The 17,191-nt window shown below is 65.8% G+C and carries 18 protein-coding genes; 11 read left to right on the top strand and 7 right to left on the bottom strand.

Translation table 11 applies throughout. From position 1 onward, the window contains the following. Positions 1-24: 24 nt before the first annotated feature. Genes ACSHT2_RS22115 through ACSHT2_RS22085 form a run of 7 tightly spaced genes read left to right on the top strand, consistent with a single transcriptional unit; the run spans position 25 to position 5,970 of the window. Positions 25-987 (top strand): ABC transporter substrate-binding protein, encoded by a 963-nt coding sequence (locus ACSHT2_RS22115; protein ID WP_440636522.1) that lies wholly within the window; start codon positions 25-27, stop codon positions 985-987. A gap of 6 nt (positions 988-993) precedes the next feature. Beyond that, entirely contained in the window at positions 994-1,749 is a 756-nt protein-coding gene (locus ACSHT2_RS22110; RefSeq protein WP_440636521.1) for an ABC transporter permease, read from the top strand. Further along, entirely contained in the window at positions 1,728-2,534 is an 807-nt protein-coding gene (locus tag ACSHT2_RS22105; RefSeq protein WP_440636519.1) for an ABC transporter ATP-binding protein, read from the top strand. Before ACSHT2_RS22110 ends, ACSHT2_RS22105 begins: the two co-directional genes overlap by 22 nt. A gap of 7 nt (positions 2,535-2,541) precedes the next feature. Further along, the gene (locus tag ACSHT2_RS22100; protein ID WP_440636518.1) at positions 2,542-3,351 is read left to right on the top strand and encodes an ABC transporter permease; all 810 of its coding nucleotides are present in this window, start codon (positions 2,542-2,544) and stop codon (positions 3,349-3,351) included. A 9-nt stretch (positions 3,352-3,360) separates the two neighbouring features. Next, on the top strand, positions 3,361-4,020 hold the full coding sequence (locus ACSHT2_RS22095; protein WP_440636517.1) for a polysaccharide deacetylase family protein: 660 nt from the start codon (positions 3,361-3,363) through the stop codon (positions 4,018-4,020). A 3-nt stretch (positions 4,021-4,023) separates the two neighbouring features. Beyond that, positions 4,024-4,893, top strand: a complete 870-nt coding sequence (locus ACSHT2_RS22090) for a fumarylacetoacetate hydrolase family protein (protein WP_440636516.1) — start codon at positions 4,024-4,026, stop codon at positions 4,891-4,893. A gap of 33 nt (positions 4,894-4,926) precedes the next feature. Beyond that, on the top strand, positions 4,927-5,970 hold the full coding sequence (locus ACSHT2_RS22085; protein ID WP_440636514.1) for a uroporphyrinogen decarboxylase family protein: 1,044 nt from the start codon (positions 4,927-4,929) through the stop codon (positions 5,968-5,970). A gap of 133 nt (positions 5,971-6,103) precedes the next feature. Here ACSHT2_RS22085 and ACSHT2_RS22080 read toward each other — a convergent pair whose 3' ends face one another. Next, positions 6,104-7,369 carry a Spy/CpxP family protein refolding chaperone gene (locus ACSHT2_RS22080; protein ID WP_440642900.1) on the bottom strand — a complete coding sequence of 422 codons (1,266 nt, stop codon included), beginning with the start codon at positions 7,367-7,369 and terminating at the stop codon, positions 6,104-6,106. Between the two features lie 224 nt (positions 7,370-7,593). Beyond that, positions 7,594-8,505, bottom strand: coding sequence for a LysM peptidoglycan-binding domain-containing protein (locus ACSHT2_RS22075; RefSeq protein WP_440636513.1), 912 nt, complete (start codon positions 8,503-8,505; stop codon positions 7,594-7,596). A gap of 322 nt (positions 8,506-8,827) precedes the next feature. On the opposite strand from ACSHT2_RS22075, the gene ACSHT2_RS22070 reads away from it, so the two are divergent. Further along, on the top strand, positions 8,828-11,491 hold the full coding sequence (locus ACSHT2_RS22070) for a bifunctional diguanylate cyclase/phosphodiesterase (RefSeq protein ID WP_440636512.1): 2,664 nt from the start codon (positions 8,828-8,830) through the stop codon (positions 11,489-11,491). A gap of 116 nt (positions 11,492-11,607) precedes the next feature. On the opposite strand, the gene ACSHT2_RS22065 is transcribed toward ACSHT2_RS22070, so the two are convergent. Both ACSHT2_RS22065 and ACSHT2_RS22060 read right to left on the bottom strand, forming a co-directional pair. Further along, positions 11,608-11,745 (bottom strand): hypothetical protein, encoded by a 138-nt coding sequence (locus ACSHT2_RS22065; RefSeq protein WP_440636510.1) that lies wholly within the window; start codon positions 11,743-11,745, stop codon positions 11,608-11,610. Between the two features lie 82 nt (positions 11,746-11,827). Further along, the gene (locus tag ACSHT2_RS22060; RefSeq protein WP_440636509.1) at positions 11,828-12,874 is read right to left on the bottom strand and encodes a class I SAM-dependent methyltransferase; all 1,047 of its coding nucleotides are present in this window, start codon (positions 12,872-12,874) and stop codon (positions 11,828-11,830) included. A 136-nt stretch (positions 12,875-13,010) separates the two neighbouring features. Between ACSHT2_RS22060 and ACSHT2_RS22055 the strand changes: the two genes are divergently transcribed. Beyond that, the gene (locus ACSHT2_RS22055) at positions 13,011-14,057 is read left to right on the top strand and encodes a GlxA family transcriptional regulator (RefSeq protein ID WP_440636508.1); all 1,047 of its coding nucleotides are present in this window, start codon (positions 13,011-13,013) and stop codon (positions 14,055-14,057) included. A gap of 107 nt (positions 14,058-14,164) precedes the next feature. Here the strand turns inward: ACSHT2_RS22055 and ACSHT2_RS22050 are convergent, their stop codons facing one another. Together ACSHT2_RS22050 and ACSHT2_RS22045 are read right to left on the bottom strand one after the other, a co-directional pair. After that, positions 14,165-14,287 (bottom strand): hypothetical protein, encoded by a 123-nt coding sequence (locus ACSHT2_RS22050; RefSeq protein WP_256439331.1) that lies wholly within the window; start codon positions 14,285-14,287, stop codon positions 14,165-14,167. 111 nt (positions 14,288-14,398) lie between these two features. Continuing rightward, positions 14,399-14,575, bottom strand: a complete 177-nt coding sequence (locus tag ACSHT2_RS22045) for a hypothetical protein (RefSeq protein ID WP_440636507.1) — start codon at positions 14,573-14,575, stop codon at positions 14,399-14,401. A gap of 143 nt (positions 14,576-14,718) precedes the next feature. Here ACSHT2_RS22045 and ACSHT2_RS22040 point away from each other — a divergent pair, with 143 nt between their 5' ends. After that, positions 14,719-14,844 (top strand): hypothetical protein, encoded by a 126-nt coding sequence (locus ACSHT2_RS22040; RefSeq protein WP_440636506.1) that lies wholly within the window; start codon positions 14,719-14,721, stop codon positions 14,842-14,844. Positions 14,845-15,231: 387 nt separating this feature from the next. Here ACSHT2_RS22040 and ACSHT2_RS22035 read toward each other — a convergent pair whose 3' ends face one another. Continuing rightward, positions 15,232-15,843 (bottom strand): PAS domain-containing protein, encoded by a 612-nt coding sequence (locus ACSHT2_RS22035; RefSeq protein ID WP_440636504.1) that lies wholly within the window; start codon positions 15,841-15,843, stop codon positions 15,232-15,234. A gap of 290 nt (positions 15,844-16,133) precedes the next feature. Here ACSHT2_RS22035 and ACSHT2_RS22030 point away from each other — a divergent pair, with 290 nt between their 5' ends. Beyond that, a complete protein-coding gene (locus ACSHT2_RS22030) occupies positions 16,134-17,027 on the top strand; it encodes an efflux RND transporter periplasmic adaptor subunit (protein ID WP_440636503.1) in 894 nt (297 codons plus the stop codon). The last annotated feature ends 164 nt before the right edge of the window (positions 17,028-17,191 follow it).

Genomic DNA, 17,191 nt, shown 5'->3' with positions numbered 1-17,191 from the left:
AAAAAGAGAGACCGGGAGGAAACAATGAAGATCAATCGCCGTCACGCGTTCATGTCGCTCGTTGCCGCCGCAATTTTCGCCGGCCCTGCGAGCGCCGCCGACACCATTCGCGTCGGTCTGCCCACGAAAACATACTGGCCGACGACGATCGCCGAGACGGCCGTGCGGCAAAAGCTGTTCGAGAAGGAAGGCATCAAGGCCGAGCTGACCATCTATCGCAGCGGCGCGGAGACGTTCGAAGGCATGGCTGCGGGCGCGGCCGACATCATCCTCGATCCGCCCTCGCTGGTCTCCGCCGGACGCAAGAAGGGCGTGATGTCGCGCATCGTCGCCAATGCCGCGATGGGCAATTTCGGCTGGCAGCTGATGGTGCCGACCAAATCGACGCTCGACGTCAAGGGCCTCAACGGCAAGAAGGTGGCAATCACCGCGGCCGGCTCAGGCTCCGACCTGCTTGCGCTGTGGACCATCCAGGACAAGAAGATCGACTTCACGCGCGTCCCAGTCGGCGGCGGCGGCCTGGTGCCGAACCTTTTGGCCGGCAATGTCGACGCCGCCGTGGTCTACTCGCCGCTGAGCTTCCAGATCTCGAAGTCCGGTGAGGCCAAGTCCATCCTCGACTACGCGACCGCGGTTCCGCCGAACCTCACCGCTGGCTGGATCGTGCTCGACAAGTTCGCCGAGGCCAAGCCTCAGCTGGTGCAGAAGGCCGTGAACGCTCTCTACGGCGCGGTCGCGTTCATGCGCGCCAATCGCGATGTCACCGTCAAGCTGATCGCCGAGCTCTACGAGATGCCGCCGGAGATCGCCGGCCTCGAATACGACAACACGATCATGAAGCTCGAGACCAGCGGCGACATGGGCGCGGCCAATGTGAGCGCGGCGGTGCAGCTCTCGCTCGATCTCGCCAAGCTCGGCGGGCTCAAGGACATCGTGCCGGTCGAGGACGTGATCTCGACCAAGTTCAAGCCCGTCCCGACCAAGTAGTTGGCGATGCAGAGCACGCTTGCCATCAACCTTGCGCGGATCGCGATCATCGTCGCGATCCTTGCGCTGTGGGAGGTGCTGTCGCGCACCGGCATCGTCAATCCGCGCCTGCTGCCGTCGGCGTCCGACACCTTCGTGACGCTCGGCGATCTCCTGCAGCGCGCGGCCGTGCAGAAGGACCTGATGGTCACCGCGACCGAGGTGCTGACAGCATTCGCGCTCGCCGTGCCGTTCGGCGCGGTGATCGGCTTCCTGATCGCGGAGAACCGCTACTTCGCCGATGTCGCCAAGCCGCTGCTGTTCTTCGCCTTCAGCATCCCGAAATCGATCTTCCTGCCGATGTTCATCCTCGTGTTCGGTGTCGGCTTTGCCCAGAAGGTCGGCTTCGGCTTCTTCTCCACGATCTTCATCGTGATCATGTCGACCACCACGGCGGTGGAGTCGGTCAAGGTGGAGCATCTGACGGTGGCACGCTCCTATGGAGCCACGCCGATGCAGACGGCGTTCCGCGTCTATCTGCCGAGCATGCTGCCGGTTCTGCTGGAGGCGTTGCGAATCTCCATGATCTTCAACCTGACCGGCGTGATCCTCGCCGAGATGTACGCCTCACGCGACGGCATCGGACACCAGATCGCGACCTGGGGCGAGAATTTCCAGATGAAGCAGCTCCTCGCCGGCGTCGTGATGGTGGCCGCGATCGCCATGACCTTCAACGAACTTGTCAGATGGGTGGAAACGCGATGCAGCCATTGGCGAACGTGACCCAGTTGAAGCCCGCCGCGCGCGCCGGCGCGATCGAGGTGAAGAATGTCGGCCAGGTGTTCAAGACCCGGTCGCAGGACGTCGTCGCGCTGGAGGACGTCTCGCTCGAGGTCAAGCCCGGCCGCTTCGTCGTGCTGGTCGGTCCGAGCGGCTGCGGCAAGTCGACCCTTTTGATGATGATGGCGGGGCTGCGTCAGCAGACCGCGGGCACCATCACGATCAGCGGTGCGCCGATCCCGCAGCCCGACCCCGACAGGGTCGGCGTGGTGTTCCAGGAGGCGAGCCTGTTTCCATGGCTGACGGCGGAGGACAATGTCGAGTTTCCGCTGGCGCTGCGGGGCGTCCCCAAGGCTGAACGGCGAGCCAAGGCGCAGGATGCGCTCCAGCTGGTCGGGCTAGAGGGCTTCGGCAAACGTCATCCGCACGAATTGTCAGGCGGCATGAAGCAGCGCGTCTCGATCGCGCGCGGGCTGGTGCAGGATCCGCCGGTGCTGCTGATGGACGAGCCGTTCGCGGCCCTCGACGAGCAGACGCGCATGACCATGGGCGACGAGCTGCTGCGCATCTGGGCCGCGACCGGCAAGACGGTCGTGTTCGTCACGCACAGCCTGACCGAAGCCGTCTATCTCGCCGACGAGGTGATCGTGATGTCGGCACGGCCCGGCCGCATCGTGGACCACCTCCAGGTCCAGCTGCCGCGGCCGCGCACCTACGAGATGCTGAGCGGCGATGCCTTCGGGAGCTTGCGGGACCGCATCTGGCGGCACATCCGCAAATCGGCGTGAGGCGGAGATGAGTGCCAGGATAAGCGCGAAGACGCTGCGACATCTGATCGTGATCGGCCTGATTGCGCTGTGGGAGCTGTTGCCGCGCGCCGGGCTGATCCCGGAACTGTTCCTGCCGTCGCTGTCGTCCACGTTGATCGCGGGATGGACCGACGCGGGCGAATACGGTCATGCGCTTGCTGTCACCCTCTACGAGGTCGTGGTCTCCATGGCGTTCGCCTGCGGAGGCGGCATCCTGCTCGGCGCCATCGTCGGCAGCCTGCCGCGTCCGCGCGTGCTGATCATGCCGATGGTGTCGAGCCTCTATGCGGTGCCGCTTGTGATCCTCTATCCCGTCTTCACAGTCTGGCTCGGCATCGGCTCCGAATCCAAGATCGCGTTCGCCTCGATCTACGGGTTCCTGCCGACGATGCTCGCCACTGCGGCCGGCATCCAGACCATCGATCCGCAACTTCTGCTCGCCGCGCGGAGCATGGGCGCGACGCTGAGTCAGCGGCTGGTCCGCGTCATCATCCCGGCGGCAATCCCGACGGTGCTGTCGGGTCTGCGCGTCGGCGGTGCGCTGGTCATCGTCGGCGTCGTCGTCTCGGAGATGCTGATCTCCTCCGCCGGCATCGGCTACCTGATCTCGCGCTACCGGACGATCCTCGACAGCCCGCACGTGTTCGCAGGCGTGCTGCTCGTGCTGTTCCTCGCCATCGCCTTCAACGCCGCCATCCGCTGGATCGAGCGCAAGGCGGCGATCTGGCAGACCGGCACTCGCGCCGGTCAGGCCAACGACGACATCGCGTCCGGCGCGATGCAGCCGGCCACCTGAGGTACTCGCGTGTACGACTTGACCCTGACATTCGACAACGGCCCCGATCCCGATGCGACACCGCGCGTGCTCGACATTCTCGGCGAGCGCGGCATCAAGACCACCTTCTTCGTCATCGGCGAGAAGCTTGCCGATCCCGAGCGGCGCGGCCTTGCAGAGCGTGCGCACCGCGAGGGACACTGGATCGGCAATCACACCTTTACGCATAGCATTCCGCTTGGTGAGCAATCCGGGCGCGATACCGCAGAGCACGAGATCGGCCGCACGCAAGACGCGATTGGCGATCTCGCTCATCCACAGCGCTGGTTCCGGCCGTTCGGTGGCGGCGGCAATCTGGACAAGCGGCTGCTCAAGCCGTCCGTCGTCGACTATCTCGCGCGCAAAAAGCACAGCTGCGTGCTCTGGAATTCCATTCCGCGCGACTGGGACGACCCCGACGGCTGGACCGAGCGCGCACTCGACCAGTGCAGCCCGCAGCCCTGGACGCTGATGGTGCTGCACGATCTGCCGACCGGCGCCGCGGATCATCTGGAGCGTTTCCTCGATCGTGCCGAGGCCGCTGGTGCCCGCTTCCGCCAGCACTTCCCGCCGCAATGCGTGCCGATCCGCAGCGGCGAGATCGCGCTTCCGATCAACGACTATGTTTCCTCCATCGAAGAGAGTGTTTGACCAATGAAAGTCGCAAGCTTCACGATATCAGGCACTGCGAGCTATGGCATCGTCACCGACAAAGGCGTCATCGATGCGGGCAAGCGCCTGAAGTCCTATCCGACCTTGAAGGCACTGCTTGCGAAGGGGGCGCTCGACGAGTTGAGGAAACTTGCCGGCGAGAAGCCCGACTACGCGTTGCAGGACGTCGCGCTGCTGCCGACCATTCCCGATCCCGACAAGATCTTCTGCATCGGCGTCAACTATGCCACCCATCTGGCGGAGAGCGGCCATCCGACGCCAGCGCATCCGATGATCTTCACCCGCTTCGCCAACAGCCAGGTTGGCCATGGCCAGCCGATGATCCGGCCGCTGGAATCCGAACGTTTCGACTATGAGGGTGAAATGGCCGTCATCATCGGCAAGGCCGGCCGTCGCATCTCGCGTGAAGCTGCGCTCAGCCATGTCGCCGGCTATGCCTGCTACAATGACGGCAGCATCCGCGACTGGCAACGCCACACCTCGCAATTCGCGCCGGGCAAGAATTTTGCCGGCACCGGCGGCTTCGGGCCGTGGATGGTCACGACCGACGAGTTGACCGATGTCACCAGGCAGACGCTGATCACCCGGCTCAACGGCGTCGAGGTGCAGAAGGCACCGATCTCCGATCTCGTCTTCGACGTGCCGGCCCTGATCGCCTATTGCTCGACCTTCACAGAGCTGGTGCCCGGCGACGTGATCGTCACCGGCACGACCGGCGGCGTCGGCGCCTATCGCACGCCACCCCTGTGGATGAAGGGCGGCGACGTCGTCGAGATCGAGATCTCCGGCATCGGCATCCTGCGCAATCCCGTCAAGGACGAGGGATCGGCCGCGGCAACGCGCGCGGCCTGAACGGTCGCGCTCAGCAACAACAAGGAGAACCCCATGCCCATGCCGACGCACATCCTGCCAACCACCGTGGTCGGCAGCTATCCGCAGCCGGAATGGCTGGTGAATCGCGCCATGCTGTCGAAGGTGGTGCCGCGCACACGCCTGCACGACATGTGGCGGTTGCCACCGGAACACCTGGAAGAAGCCCAGGACGATGCCACCATCGTCGCGATCCGCGACATGGAGCGCGCCGGCATCGATATCGTGACCGACGGCGAAATCCGCCGCGAGAGTTACTCCAATCGCTTCGCCACCGCGCTCGACGGCATCGACGGGGACAATCCCGCGATGATCGTGGCGCGCACCGGCAACACCCAGACGCCGGTGCCGCGCGTCGTCGGCCCTGTGAGGCGCACAGGCCCGGTCGAGCTGCACGATATGCAATTCCTGCGCAAGAACACGGAGCGTGCGGCGAAGATCACCCTTCCTGGCCCATTCACGATGAGCCAGCAGGCCAAGAACGAGTTCTACAAGGACGAGGAAGAGCTCGCGATGGCTCTCGCCGAGGCCGTCAATGCCGAGGCGCTCGATCTGCAAAGAGCCGGCGCTGACGTGATCCAGCTCGACGAGCCCTGGGTGCGCAACAATCCGGAGCTCGCCAAGCGCTATGCCGTCAAGGCGATCAATCGCGCGCTGCAAGGGATCACGGTGCCGACCGTGGTGCATCTCTGCTTTGGCTATGCTGCGGTCGTGCCGGGCTCGAACAAGCCGGCCGGCTATTCCTTCCTCGCCGAACTCGACGACACCACCGCCGACCAGATCTCGATCGAGGCGGCGCAGCCGAAGCTCGACCTCGGCGTGCTCAAGGACCTGTCGTCGAAGAAGATCATGCTCGGCGTGCTCGACCTCGCGGATCCCGCGATCGAGAGCGTCGATACCGTCGCAGAGCGCATCCGCAACGGGCTGAAATATGTCTCGCCGGATCGTCTCGTGCCGGCGCCAGATTGCGGCATGAAATACATGCCGCGTGCGACTGCGTTCGGGAAGCTGAAGGCCATGTGCGACGCAGCGGCGAAGGTCCGGCGGGAGGTTGGCTAAAGCGCGATGCGATGAGGATGAATCGTCATCGCGCTTTAGATTGTTGTTTCAACATGATCTTTTCGGAAAACCGCTGCGCACTTTTCCGGATCATGCTTTAGCGACCTTCACGGGAGGTGTTGCGACTTCAGCCTCACGCCCCCCGCTTCGGCCCGATCGCCGCGAACCCTGCCTTCTGCTCGTCGCTCAGATCCGCCTCGAAATCGTCGAGCGCGTCAGCGACGCCGCCGACTTCCTGCAGCATCGTCTGCAGCCGCGCCTTTACGGCCGCGAGGCGGGCCTGCGGTGTCGCGGCGGGCTCTGTCGGGCAGGCGCTGAGCGTCTGCATGGTGCGCAGGGTGGTGTCCTGGAGCACCTCGAGGCGGGCGCGAGCTACCTCGTCGAGGTGGAGCGTCGACGCGATGTCGGCGGCGGGCCATTGCTGCTGCACGAGCTGCTCGTATTGACGCTGCGCCTTTTCGTCATAGCGGGGATCGTAGTCCGGCTGGCAGGCGGCGGCCTTCACGTCCTTGCGCTGAACCGCGGCAAGCGCGGCGCGACGCTCATTGGCGAGGGCATCGAGCCTGGCTTTCTGGTCGTCATTGAGGAGATCGACAAACTTCGAAAGCGGCGCTTCGATTGCATCAACTGCCTTGATCATGGCGCCGATGCGCTCGCGCATCAGGCCGAGGCGCTCCGACGCATTGGCGGGGGCCTGCGCCGGGCAGGCGGTGCCGATGGTGTCGCGTGCCGCATTCCAGGCCGATGCGAGCTCGTCGAGCGCAGTGCGCTGCAACTCGTTCGGTGTTACGGCCGCGGCGATGCGGTCGACCGGCAGGCCGCCGGTGTCGCTGGCCTCGCAGAGCGTCTCAGCCGTCGGGACCCTTCGTCCGCGCCGGCTTTGCGGCGCGGTGTAGGCGGCGAGCTCGGTCACCGCATAGGGCGAGAAGATCGCGGCATAGATGTCGCCATAGCCATAGAATGACAGGCTGGTGGTGTCGGCGAACATGATCGCGGTGGTGAGATCGTCATGTGCGAACGGCCAGAACACCGGGCCGGTCCAGCCGTAGCTGCCGTCGGGATGACGCCACCAGCCCTGCGGGCGGCGGCCGCCATGCCAGCCCGACAGCGCGGCCTGCGCCGTGAGGGCCGCACGCAGGACGTATGGGTTGGTTAGCCGGCCGCGCCCGGCCCCGCGCAGATCCTGCGACCTCAGCGCAGCGGAGCGGTATCGGCTGCCGCGCACGGCCATGCGGGAATGGCGAAGCCGCGACAGACCGAGCATGTGGCCGACCGCGAAGCGTGCAACGCCAAGCGGACCGCCGCGCAATCCGAACTGCGCCTCGGCTCTATCAGGCAGCAGCACTGCCGCAATCGCGAGAGCGGCGCCCGCCAGCGCCAGTCTCATGCGTCCCGACATGATCGCTGACCTGGCCACCTCGGCCCTCCTCCCAGCGCCAAGCGCAATGCGCCGCATCACAATGACGCGTAGGGGAACCGATTGTTCCGGAGAGACACAGGGCAAAGCGTCGCGGGCGAGCGCTCGCTCTGCCCGTAGACAGGCAATTGTATCTGAGAAGCGGATTTCCTGCGGCCCAACTTCCAAAACGCCCGCTTGGGCGGGAGGAGAGGACAGAGCGTGCCTCACTCCGCCTTTTGCGGCATCACGAAAGTCTGGCCGGGATAGATCAGATTGGGGTTGTTGATCTTGTCGCGGTTGGCCTTGAAGATCACCGCGTAACGGGCGCCGTCACCGTAGGCGAGCCGGCTGAGGGCCCACAGGCTGTCGCCACGGGCAATGACCCGGCTGCCGCCTGACTGCGCCGGTGCGGCGGCGAGCACGTCCGCCGGCGAGGCCGATGGCAGGGCCGCCACGACATCCGGCTTGTCGTCGGGCTTCTCGGCCTGCTTCGCTGCCGGTGCGGGCCGCGCGGGCGGCGGCGCCGCCTCGGCGATGGTCACCGGCATGGTCCGGCCGGACTCGGTCACCGTGCCGTCCGGCGCCTTGGCCCGGAGCGTCAGTTCATAAGAACCGGGGGGAAGCTGCGGCGGGGTCATGACGAACTGGCCCGAGGCGTCCGCGACCACGCTATCGAGCGGCTTGCCGTCGCGCAGCAGCTCGACCCTTGCACCCGGCGTGGCGCGGCCCGCAATCACCGCCGCCTCGCCGTGATCGTCGACGCGGGCGACGTCGAAACGAGGACCGCTATCCGCAACCGGCGGCAGCGGCTTGACCGGCGCGAGATCGGCGAGCGCGGCCGTGACCTGGCTCTGGGTCTCGGCCAGCGCGCCCGCCTTCGGCTCGGGGGCCGGCGACGCAGCCGGTGCAGGCGGCGCGCCGGCGGCGAGCTTTGGCTGTTCCGGCTTGAGCTCTGATTTGGGCTCTTCCGCCTTGGGCTCGACTTTGGGTTCGATCTTGGCCTCCGGCCTGGCGGCAACGGCGGTCTTCGTCCCGTCCGGCAGCAGGCGGCGCAGCTCGGTCGGGCCGACCACCAGTGCGGTGCCGACCAGCGCGAGCAGACAGAGGGCAATAAAGGCCTTGAATGCGGTCATCATCGGAAAAGGACCTTGAGTGGCAAATCAGCCGAAGGCGGCAAAGTGCGCCGATTTGGCTGCGGCAGCAAGACGGTCGATGGGATGACAAGCCTCCGTCCCAGCGCCCGGGATGAACCGGCGCCACCCCGCCGCCGCGACGCTCTCAAGACCGGCAACTTCGACGTGCCGGCGATGGTCGCCAGGGCGAGTGCGGAAGTGCGGCGACTCAAGCGAAAATCTCCAAACCACCCGCTGAATCCGCTCCGATTCATATTTTCCTAACCCTTAATGGTAACGGGGTCTTGTCGGTTTTGCTGCATCTTGCATCCCACGGGAGGGCTGGATGGGCGCATCGATCCGATGGACCGCGCGAATGCGCGCGTTGCTCCGCCGTTGGCGCGGGGCGCCGCTGACGTGGCTGATCATCGGCGGCTTCGTGCTGATGGCCGCAACCGCCATCGGCACCGCGCTCACCGTCGACCGCTTCCGGCAGAATGCGATCGAGAGCGGCCGCGACAACCTAGAAAACTCCGTCCGCATGCTGGCCCGGCACTTCGACCGCGAGTTCGCGGACTTTGCGGTGCTCCAGAAGAGCATCATCGCCGAGCTCGAGAGCCACGGCATCGAATCCGCTGACATCTTCCGCAGCGAGATGGGCACGCTCGCCGTGCACGAGGTGCTGCGTGCCAAGGCCAGCGGCTGGTCCGACGTCGCCGGCGCCAATCTGTTCGATTCCCGGGGCGTGCTGATCAACTCGTCGCGGCAATGGCCGGTCGCCGATATGTCGGTCGCCGACCGCGGCTATTTCAACCGGCTCAAGAACGATCCCGCCTCGCAGGAAGAGGTGGATGTCGTGCCGGGACGGCTCGGCAGCGGACCGGCAATCGTGTTCGCGCGGCGCGTCTCCGGCCCGCATGGCGAATTCCTCGGGCTGGTGTCGCGCGCGATCGCACCGGAGCAGCTCGAATCCTTCTTCGCCTCGACCGGGCTCGGCGAGGAATTTTCGATCGCGATGCACCACCAGAACGGCCAGCTGCTCGCGCGCATTCCGCATGTGGATGCGATGATCGGGCAGAATTTCCGCAAGGGCACGCCGGAGCAGATGGCGGTGTTCGAGCGTACCTTCGTCACCACCCAGCTCGCAAGCCCGATCGACGGCAAGGACCGCATCGTCGCCTCGCGCCTGCTCGCGGGCGAGCCGCTGGTGGTGGTGGCGACCAGGTCGCTGGATGCGACGCTGGCGACCTGGCGCTCGCAGACGAAGTTCTTCGTCACCATTGCCGTGCTGTCGATGGGCCTGCTCGTGCTCACGCTCTATCTGATCTTCCGCCAGATGACGAACCGGCTCTCGCTCGAGAAGCAGCGGCTCGACACCGCGATGAACACGATGACGCAGGGGCTCCTGATGTTCGACCAGGACGAGCGCCTGATCGTCTGCAACCGGCGCTATGTCGAGATGTACGGGCTGTCGACCGAGGTGGTGAAGCCCGGCGCCCATTTCCGCGACGTGATCCGGCACCGCCGGGACACCGGCTCGTTCGAGGGCGACGTCGAGGCTTATTGCGACGGCATCCTGAGCAATATCGGCCGGACCCAGAGCACCATCGTCGAGACCGCCGACGGCCGCCTGATCGAGATCAAGAGCCAGCCCGCCGCCGCCGGCGGCTGGCTCGCCACCCATGACGACGTCACCGAGCGCATCCGCGCCGACGAGCGCATCGCCCATATGGCGCATTACGACGCGCTGACCGACCTTCCCAACCGCGTGTTGCTGCGCGGGCATCTGGAGCGCCGCATCGCCGAGCTCGGCCAGGGCAGGCCGTTCGCGATCCTCTACATCGACGTCGACGAGTTCAAGAGCATCAACGATTCGCTGGGCCACGAGGTCGGCGACGAATTGCTGCGCCAGGTTGCGAACCGCCTGCGCGCCTGCGTGAGCGGCAACGACATGGTCGCGCGGCTCGGCGGCGACGAGTTCGCCATCGTCAAGGCCGGAACGAACGACGCGGCCGAACTGACGGCGCTGGCGGAAACGATCCTCGAGGCGTTGCGCGCGCCGGTGAACTGCAAGGGCCAGGACATCCCGACCGATGCCAGCATCGGCATCGCCATCGCGCCCGATCACGGCGACAATCTCGACGATCTGCTCAAGCGCGCCGATCTCGCGATGTATGCGGCGAAGTCGGAAGGGCGCCGCACCTTCCGCGTCTTCGCACCCGAATACGACGCCAAGGCACGGCAGCGCCGGCAGCTCGAACTCGATTTGCGTCACGCGCTCGTGCGTGGCGAATTCGAGGTGCACTATCAGCCGCTGGTCGACCTCGCGGCCAATGTGGTCACCGGCTGCGAGGCGCTGCTGCGCTGGCGCCACCCCGAGCGCGGCATGGTCTCGCCCGCGGACTTCATTCCCGTTGCGGAAGACACCGGCCTGATCGGCGAGATCGGCGAATGGGTGCTGAAGCAGGCCTGCCTCGAAGCCGCCTCATGGCCCGGCCAGATTCACGTCGCGGTCAACGTCTCACCGGTCCAGTTCCGCTCGCGGACACTGGCGCTCAAGGTCGCGGCCGCGCTCGCGGAGTCGGGGCTCGCACCGGGACGGCTCGAGCTCGAGATCACCGAGACCGTGCTCATCCGCGACGACGAGGAGGCGCTGACGATCCTGCAGCAGCTGCGCGAGCTCGGCGTGCGCATCGCGCTCGACGATTTCGGCACCGGCTATTCCTCGCTGAGCTATCTGCACCGCTTCCCGTTCGACAAGATCAAGATCGACCGCAGCTTCATCAGCGACATTGGCGAGCCCGAGGACTCATCGCCGATCGTGCAGGCCGTGGTGCACATGGCCGCCGCCCGCCGCATGGCGACGACGGCCGAAGGCGTCGAGACCGAGGCCCAGCGCGAGGTGCTGCGTCAGCTCGGATGCAGCCAGATGCAGGGCTGGCTGTTCAGCCCGGCCGTGCCCGCGGCGAAGCTGAAGCAGCTGCTGGCGGCGCAGGCGGTGGCAGCCTAGAGCCTTTCCCGTTCCGACGGAATCGGAACGGGGCTCTAGATTCCTGTTTTGACGCGTTTTCTTGACGCGAACCGGCGTCCACTTCGCTCGAAAACGCTCTGGCACGCCGGCGTCATTCACGCCCCCGCCGTGACCGTCCAGAACGCGCGCCATCTGCGGCGGCCGAGCGCAGCCAGCCGCCTCCAGGACAGGCGGGACAGGCCGGCCACCAGCGAGGCATGGGCGAGAAGGAGGTGGGAGACGACGTCAATCACGATCGTTCTCGCCTCGCGGCCGCAGCGCGCGGCTGGACCGCGGTCGCGCTGGTGCGCCTCGCGCAAAGGACGTGCGCGGCCGTCATGGCCGCGCCTCCAGGATCATGTTGAAGGGCGAGGCGGCAGGCTTGCCGATCTGCGAGAAGCCGCCCTGCTGCAACACCTGCGCGATACGCTTTTCGCCGGCCTGCGCCCCTAGTCCCAGAGCGACGTCCTGGCTCAGCGACGTCGGAAGGCAGATGTGGGTGGAGCCGGCGTAATAGACCCGCCCGACCGGATTGAGATTGTCAGCCAGGCTGTCCCCCGCCGCCGGCTCGACCAGCATCAGCGTGCCGTCGTCCTTCAGCGCTGAACGAATGCGGCGGGCGGCGCCGACGGGGTCGCCCATGTCGTGCAGCGCATCGAACATCGTCACGAGATCGAAGCCAGATCCGGCGAAATCCTGCGCCCTGGCGACCTCGAATCGCAGATTGCGCGCGCCGGAGATCTCGGCGCGTGCGCAGTCGATCGAGGCCTCGTCGTAGTCGATGCCGGTGAAGTCCGAGTTCGGGAATGCTTCGGCCATGAGCCTTGTCGAATAGCCATGGCCGCAACCGACGTCTGCGACCTTGGCACCTCGTTCCAGCTTCTCGACGACGCCGTCGAGCGCAGGCAGCCATTCGGCGATCAGGTGCGCGCGATAGCCGGGCCGGAAGAAACGGTCGACGCCGCAGGACATGCAATTGCAGTGATCGCTCCAGCGCAGGCCCTTGCCGGTCTTGAACGCTTCCGCCAGCCGCGGCTCGTCGTGATAGACCGCCGGCAGCAGGCTGAAGCCGCCAACCATCGCGACTGGACTGTCTTCATCCGCGAATACGGCCTTCTGCTCCGGTGTCATGCTGAACGTGTCTTTCGTCGCATCAAAGCTCACGAAGCCGGAAGCCGCCTGTGCGGACAGCCATTCGCGAACGTAGCGCTCGTGAGTCCCGGTTCGGTCGGCCAGTTGGGCGGACGTCATCGGGCTTTCGGCCAGCGCGCGGAACAGTCCCAGTCGATCGCCGAGGACGACGAGCGCCGCATTCGAGGCGGCGCCGAGTTCGTTGACGACTAGTCCAAGCAGCTGCTCGAGCTTTCTCTCATCCAGGTTCATGTCTCGCTCCTCACGGCGCGGAGATGCGCCGTTAAGGTGCGACATACGGTGTCTGGACTCGCGGATGGAGAGGCAGAATAGTCAGTTTCGAGCCAATCGAGCCAGAGGCTGCAGAATGTCACGTGGACGTGTACGCGTGAGTATTCCCGTGTTCGCCGAATGCGATCCGTCGATCATCTACGGCGTGTTCGACACGCTGTGGAGCGCGGGCCGGATCTGGGACGGCGTCAAGGGCGGCACGCCGGAGGGCCTGTTCGAGCCGCGGCTGGTGGGCGCCGCGCCCGGCCCGATCACACTGATCACCGGGGTCAGCATCCTGCCGCAGGACGTGGCCGACCACGTTGAGTCAACCGACATCGTGTTCGTGCCGAATGTCATCGTCGCCACGGAGACGGGCACCGCCGTGCTCGATCGCCGGCTCATCGCATGGATCAGGCAGATGCACGAAGCGGGCGCGCAGATGTACGGATCCTGCGGCGGGTCTCTCGTGCTCGCCGAAGCCGGCCTGCTCGACGGGTACGAGGCAACCACGCACTGGGTCTACGAACCGGTGTTTCGAAAGCATTTCCCCAAGATCAAGCTCCGCATGGAGCGCGTCCTGGTGCAGAACGGACCCGGGCACAATCTCGTCTGCGGCGGCGGTGCATCGTCCTGGCAGGATCTCGCGCTGCTGATCGTCGCAAAATATGGCGGCACGGAAGAGGCAATTCGCATCTCGAAGCTCTTTCTCTATCAGTGGCATCGCGAAGGACAATTGCCGTTCGCCTCGATGGTGCAGAACGTGGATCACGGCGACGGAGTGATCAGGAGGTGCCAGGACTACATCGCGCAGAACTATCAGCGGCAGGACCTCATTGCGTCGCTGGTGCATCACTCCGGATTACCGAAGCGCTCATTCGATCGCCGCTTCCGGGCAGCCACCGGCTATTCGCCGCTCGCCTATGTGCAGACGCTGCGCATCGAGGAAGCCAAGCAACTGCTCGAGACGACGGAAACGGGCATCGAGGACATCTGCCGCGAGGTCGGCTACGAGGACGTGGCGTCCTTTCGTCGCTTGTTTCGAAAGCAGGCCGGCGTGTCACCGAAGGATTACCGGCGCAAGTTTCAGCTTCCCGACTACGTGACGGGATCGCGGCCCCCGACCTCGGGCAAGCCGGTCAGGCCGCGGCGGGCTGACGGCTGACGGCAACAGGGATCACGGTGGCGACGGGCAGTCGTGGCGGGCTGCTCTCCGCATTCGTCCGCTCAGGGTCTCGCCGAAACAGGATCAAACCCGCGACCTCGGCAAGCTCACATCGATCGTCGGGCCGCCCGCACTTCGGCGAATTCGGCGTCGGGGTGGCTGACGATGGTGGCGACCATGATGCCGCTGATGATCAGCGACCAGGCGGTGTTCCAATAGATCCAAAACACGAGCCAGCCTCCGTTTCCATCCCTCACGCCCGCCGCACCACGCTAACGGCACAGCGATGCCGCCGTTCCCCGGCGCGAGACCAGCCCCGACGGCACGCGGGGTGCGAGGAGCTATTTTGGTTTGGTCGGTGGCGGCGCGCGATCGGTTTGGCCGGTGTGGCGCTTTGCCACGACGTCCTCGTCGCGCTCGCCCTCGTGCGGGCGCGGCGGAAGCTTGGGCTGGCCGGCTTGACCGCCATGCTTGCCGCCCATGTCGGGCTTACCTTCGAGATCGTTTTCGCGGGGCATGCCGGTTCAATGCGTTTGCACGGCATTGGTTCGCAACGCATCGGCTGTTTTCGTCCTGTGAACGGGCTCACAGGAGCGCCGTCCCTTGCCGTGCACGATGGTTGGCACGGTGCATCGCATTTTCCACCAACGGATCCGGCCTGATGCGAAGGCGACTCATCGCCTGGACCATCATGACATCCGCTCTGGTTGCGGTCACCGTGTGGAGCATGCTCGGCCGGCGTTCAGGAGGAGCCCATGTCGAGACCGACGTCGACACCGACGTCTAGACCGACCCGGCGATTGGCGTCCAGAGCGTCACGCGCTGCGATCGCCACCACCCTGTTCGCTTTTCTCGTTCGCATTTCCGGAGTCCGTGCCGGCCGAGAAGCAGCCGCGCGGCTTCGACATCGATCGCTCGGGGAGCCTGCCGTGAGGGGCCGCCGACCTACGTAAACATCCGTAATTTCGCAAGGTCCGGCTTGGCGGCATATCTCCTGGCCATGGATCGACAGATTGTCTTCAAATGCCCCCAGACAGGCTTGAACGTGCAGCATCGGCTTACCGATGAGCCCTCCGATCGCACACACGTGTCCGTGTCATGCCCGGCCTGCACGCGGCTACATCTGATCGAGCGGGCCACCGGCAAGCTGGTGGGCGATCGACGCGGCTGATGGTTAACGCCGCGCCGTAACCTGCGCCGTGACGTCTTCGACGTGGTGCAGCAGGAAGACCAGATGGCCCGCCGTGTCATGGATCGGCGAGTTGATCGGCTGCCAATGACGCTCCACGAAGGAGCCGCCGGGATCCCGGATGTCGTAGCGCTGGATCGCCATGGCATGAGCCCGCCCCGTCTCGCCGACGATCCGCAAGCTGCCGTAGAGATTGCTGACGCCATCGGCGAGCGGATCGTCGGGATTGTCGGGAAATATCTCGAACAGGGACCGGCCGACGACGTCGGCCCGGCTGATGAAGGTCGCCGCCGCATAGGCGTCGTTGATGTCGACGATCGACAGGCCCGGCCCGGGGTCCAACAGCATATAGGGATGCGGCGAGCCATCGAACTCCGGCTGGAATTGCCGCCGCATCGTTGCGGGATCGATGTGCTGCCGCCGGCGCTGTTCGAACGGCGTCGTATCGGCACCGGACGCAGCCGAGTTCAGCAACGCCAACTGCCGCTTCGCCGATGCCAGCAGCGCGCGCACGGTACTCTGGACCGTCGGGTCGCTCGTCTCATTGAGCAGCCGCTCGAAATGGACGATATTCTGCTCGCATACGAACTGCTGCATTCCGTCTCGACCACGAGTTGTACGGCAGCAACGCCGCATCGTTCCTGATCCTAATTCCATACAGCTGGCTCTGGCAGATGAGAAGACCGTGATCGGCCGCACCCGGGAGCCCGGACGGCCACGGCGAAGGAGCCCCAGAGGAGCGAACCTGTTCTCCAATCCCGCGACTAATCAAAGACTTGCCGCGACAGCCTGCGGCCGCGCGGCATCCTGTTTTGGAACGACGCGCCCGTAGTGCGGGCGGCGGCCATCTGCTATCGATTGGAGACATAGCCCCTGTGGAATTTCCGATGCGTCATTTGCCCCGTGCCGTTGTTCGAAGCCTGTGTCCCGCAGCCGTTGCCGGCCTGCTCGTCTTCAGCCCCTGTCCGGCCGGAGCCGCCGATGACGACGCGCCCAAGGGGCCGGCGGTCACGGTGCTGAAGGTCGCGAAATCCTGCTTCTCCGATATCGTCGAGGCGACCGGCACGATCGTCGCGCGGGAGCAAACCTCGGTGCGGCCCGAGCGTCCCGGCCTGAAGGTCACGGACGTGCTGGCGGAGGCGGGCGATACCACCACCGCCGGCCAGGTGCTGGCACGGCTGGCGCTGCCCGAAGGCGGCACGCTTCAGGTCACCGCACCGGTGGCGGGCGTGATCGCGACCTCGACTGCGCAGATCGGCAACTTCGCCTCGGCCAAAGGCGAGGCGCTGTTCACGATCGTGGCGCGTAGCGAATACGATCTCATCGGCCTCGTGGCCACCACCGATGTGCGCAAGCTCGCGGTCAATCAGCCGGCGACGGTGTGGATCGCAGGCGCCGACGACATCGGCGGCAAGGTGCGCCGCATCGGCGCGACCGTCGAGCCGAACATCCAGCAGGGGATGGTCTATATCGGCATCTCTTCGCAGAAGCGTCTGCTCCTGAACGCGAGCGGGCGCGCGCTGATCAAGACCGGGCAGAGCTGCAACGTCGCGGTGCCGCTGACCGCCGTGCAGTATTCATCCGCGGGCACCGTGGTGCAGGTGATCCGCCGCAACCGCGTCGAGACCAAGCGTGTCGAGACCGGCTTGATGTCGGGCGGCAATATTGAGGTCCGCGACGGCCTCAACGAAGGCGATGTCGTCGTCGCCCGCGCCGGCGCACTGCTGCGCGAAGGCGATCCGGTGCGCCCGGTGATGGCGAGCGCGGAAGCCGCGAAGTAGCAAGTGGAGAAGCGGGATGCTTCACCCTCCCCTGGAGTGGTCCGGGACGAGCGCAGCTCGCCCGTGGGTCGCTTCGCATGCAGCGTAGCGAAATGCGAAGCGGGGTGGGGTGACAGTCTATCCATTGAAGCGGTGCCCGAGTGGAGAGATCACCCCACCCCGCT

The organism is Bradyrhizobium sp. PUT101, from assembly GCF_052043945.1.
GTDB lineage: Bacteria > Pseudomonadota > Alphaproteobacteria > Rhizobiales > Xanthobacteraceae > Bradyrhizobium.
Note: the sequence above shows the minus strand (reverse complement) of the source record. Positions and strands in the feature narration are given on the sequence as shown.

Bases quoted from the DNA above. Each gene is read 5' to 3' on its own strand.
- ACSHT2_RS22115 (WP_440636522.1), top strand. From the start codon at position 25: ATGAAGATCAATCGCCGTCACGCGTTCATGTCGCTCGTTGCCGCCGCA.
- ACSHT2_RS22110 (WP_440636521.1), top strand. From the start codon at position 994: ATGCAGAGCACGCTTGCCATCAACCTTGCGCGGATCGCGATCATCGTC.
- ACSHT2_RS22105 (WP_440636519.1), top strand. From the start codon at position 1,728: ATGCAGCCATTGGCGAACGTGACCCAGTTGAAGCCCGCCGCGCGCGCC.
- ACSHT2_RS22100 (WP_440636518.1), top strand. From the start codon at position 2,542: ATGAGTGCCAGGATAAGCGCGAAGACGCTGCGACATCTGATCGTGATC.
- ACSHT2_RS22090 (WP_440636516.1), top strand. From the start codon at position 4,024: ATGAAAGTCGCAAGCTTCACGATATCAGGCACTGCGAGCTATGGCATC.
- ACSHT2_RS22085 (WP_440636514.1), top strand. From the start codon at position 4,927: ATGCCCATGCCGACGCACATCCTGCCAACCACCGTGGTCGGCAGCTAT.
- ACSHT2_RS22080 (WP_440642900.1), bottom strand. From the start codon at position 7,369: ATGTCGGGACGCATGAGACTGGCGCTGGCGGGCGCCGCTCTCGCGATT.
- ACSHT2_RS22075 (WP_440636513.1), bottom strand. From the start codon at position 8,505: ATGATGACCGCATTCAAGGCCTTTATTGCCCTCTGTCTGCTCGCGCTG.
- ACSHT2_RS22070 (WP_440636512.1), top strand. From the start codon at position 8,828: ATGGGCGCATCGATCCGATGGACCGCGCGAATGCGCGCGTTGCTCCGC.
- ACSHT2_RS22060 (WP_440636509.1), bottom strand. From the start codon at position 12,874: ATGAACCTGGATGAGAGAAAGCTCGAGCAGCTGCTTGGACTAGTCGTC.
- ACSHT2_RS22045 (WP_440636507.1), bottom strand. From the start codon at position 14,575: ATGCCCCGCGAAAACGATCTCGAAGGTAAGCCCGACATGGGCGGCAAG.
- ACSHT2_RS22040 (WP_440636506.1), top strand. From the start codon at position 14,719: ATGCGAAGGCGACTCATCGCCTGGACCATCATGACATCCGCTCTGGTT.
- ACSHT2_RS22035 (WP_440636504.1), bottom strand. From the start codon at position 15,843: ATGCAGCAGTTCGTATGCGAGCAGAATATCGTCCATTTCGAGCGGCTG.
- ACSHT2_RS22030 (WP_440636503.1), top strand. From the start codon at position 16,134: ATGCGTCATTTGCCCCGTGCCGTTGTTCGAAGCCTGTGTCCCGCAGCC.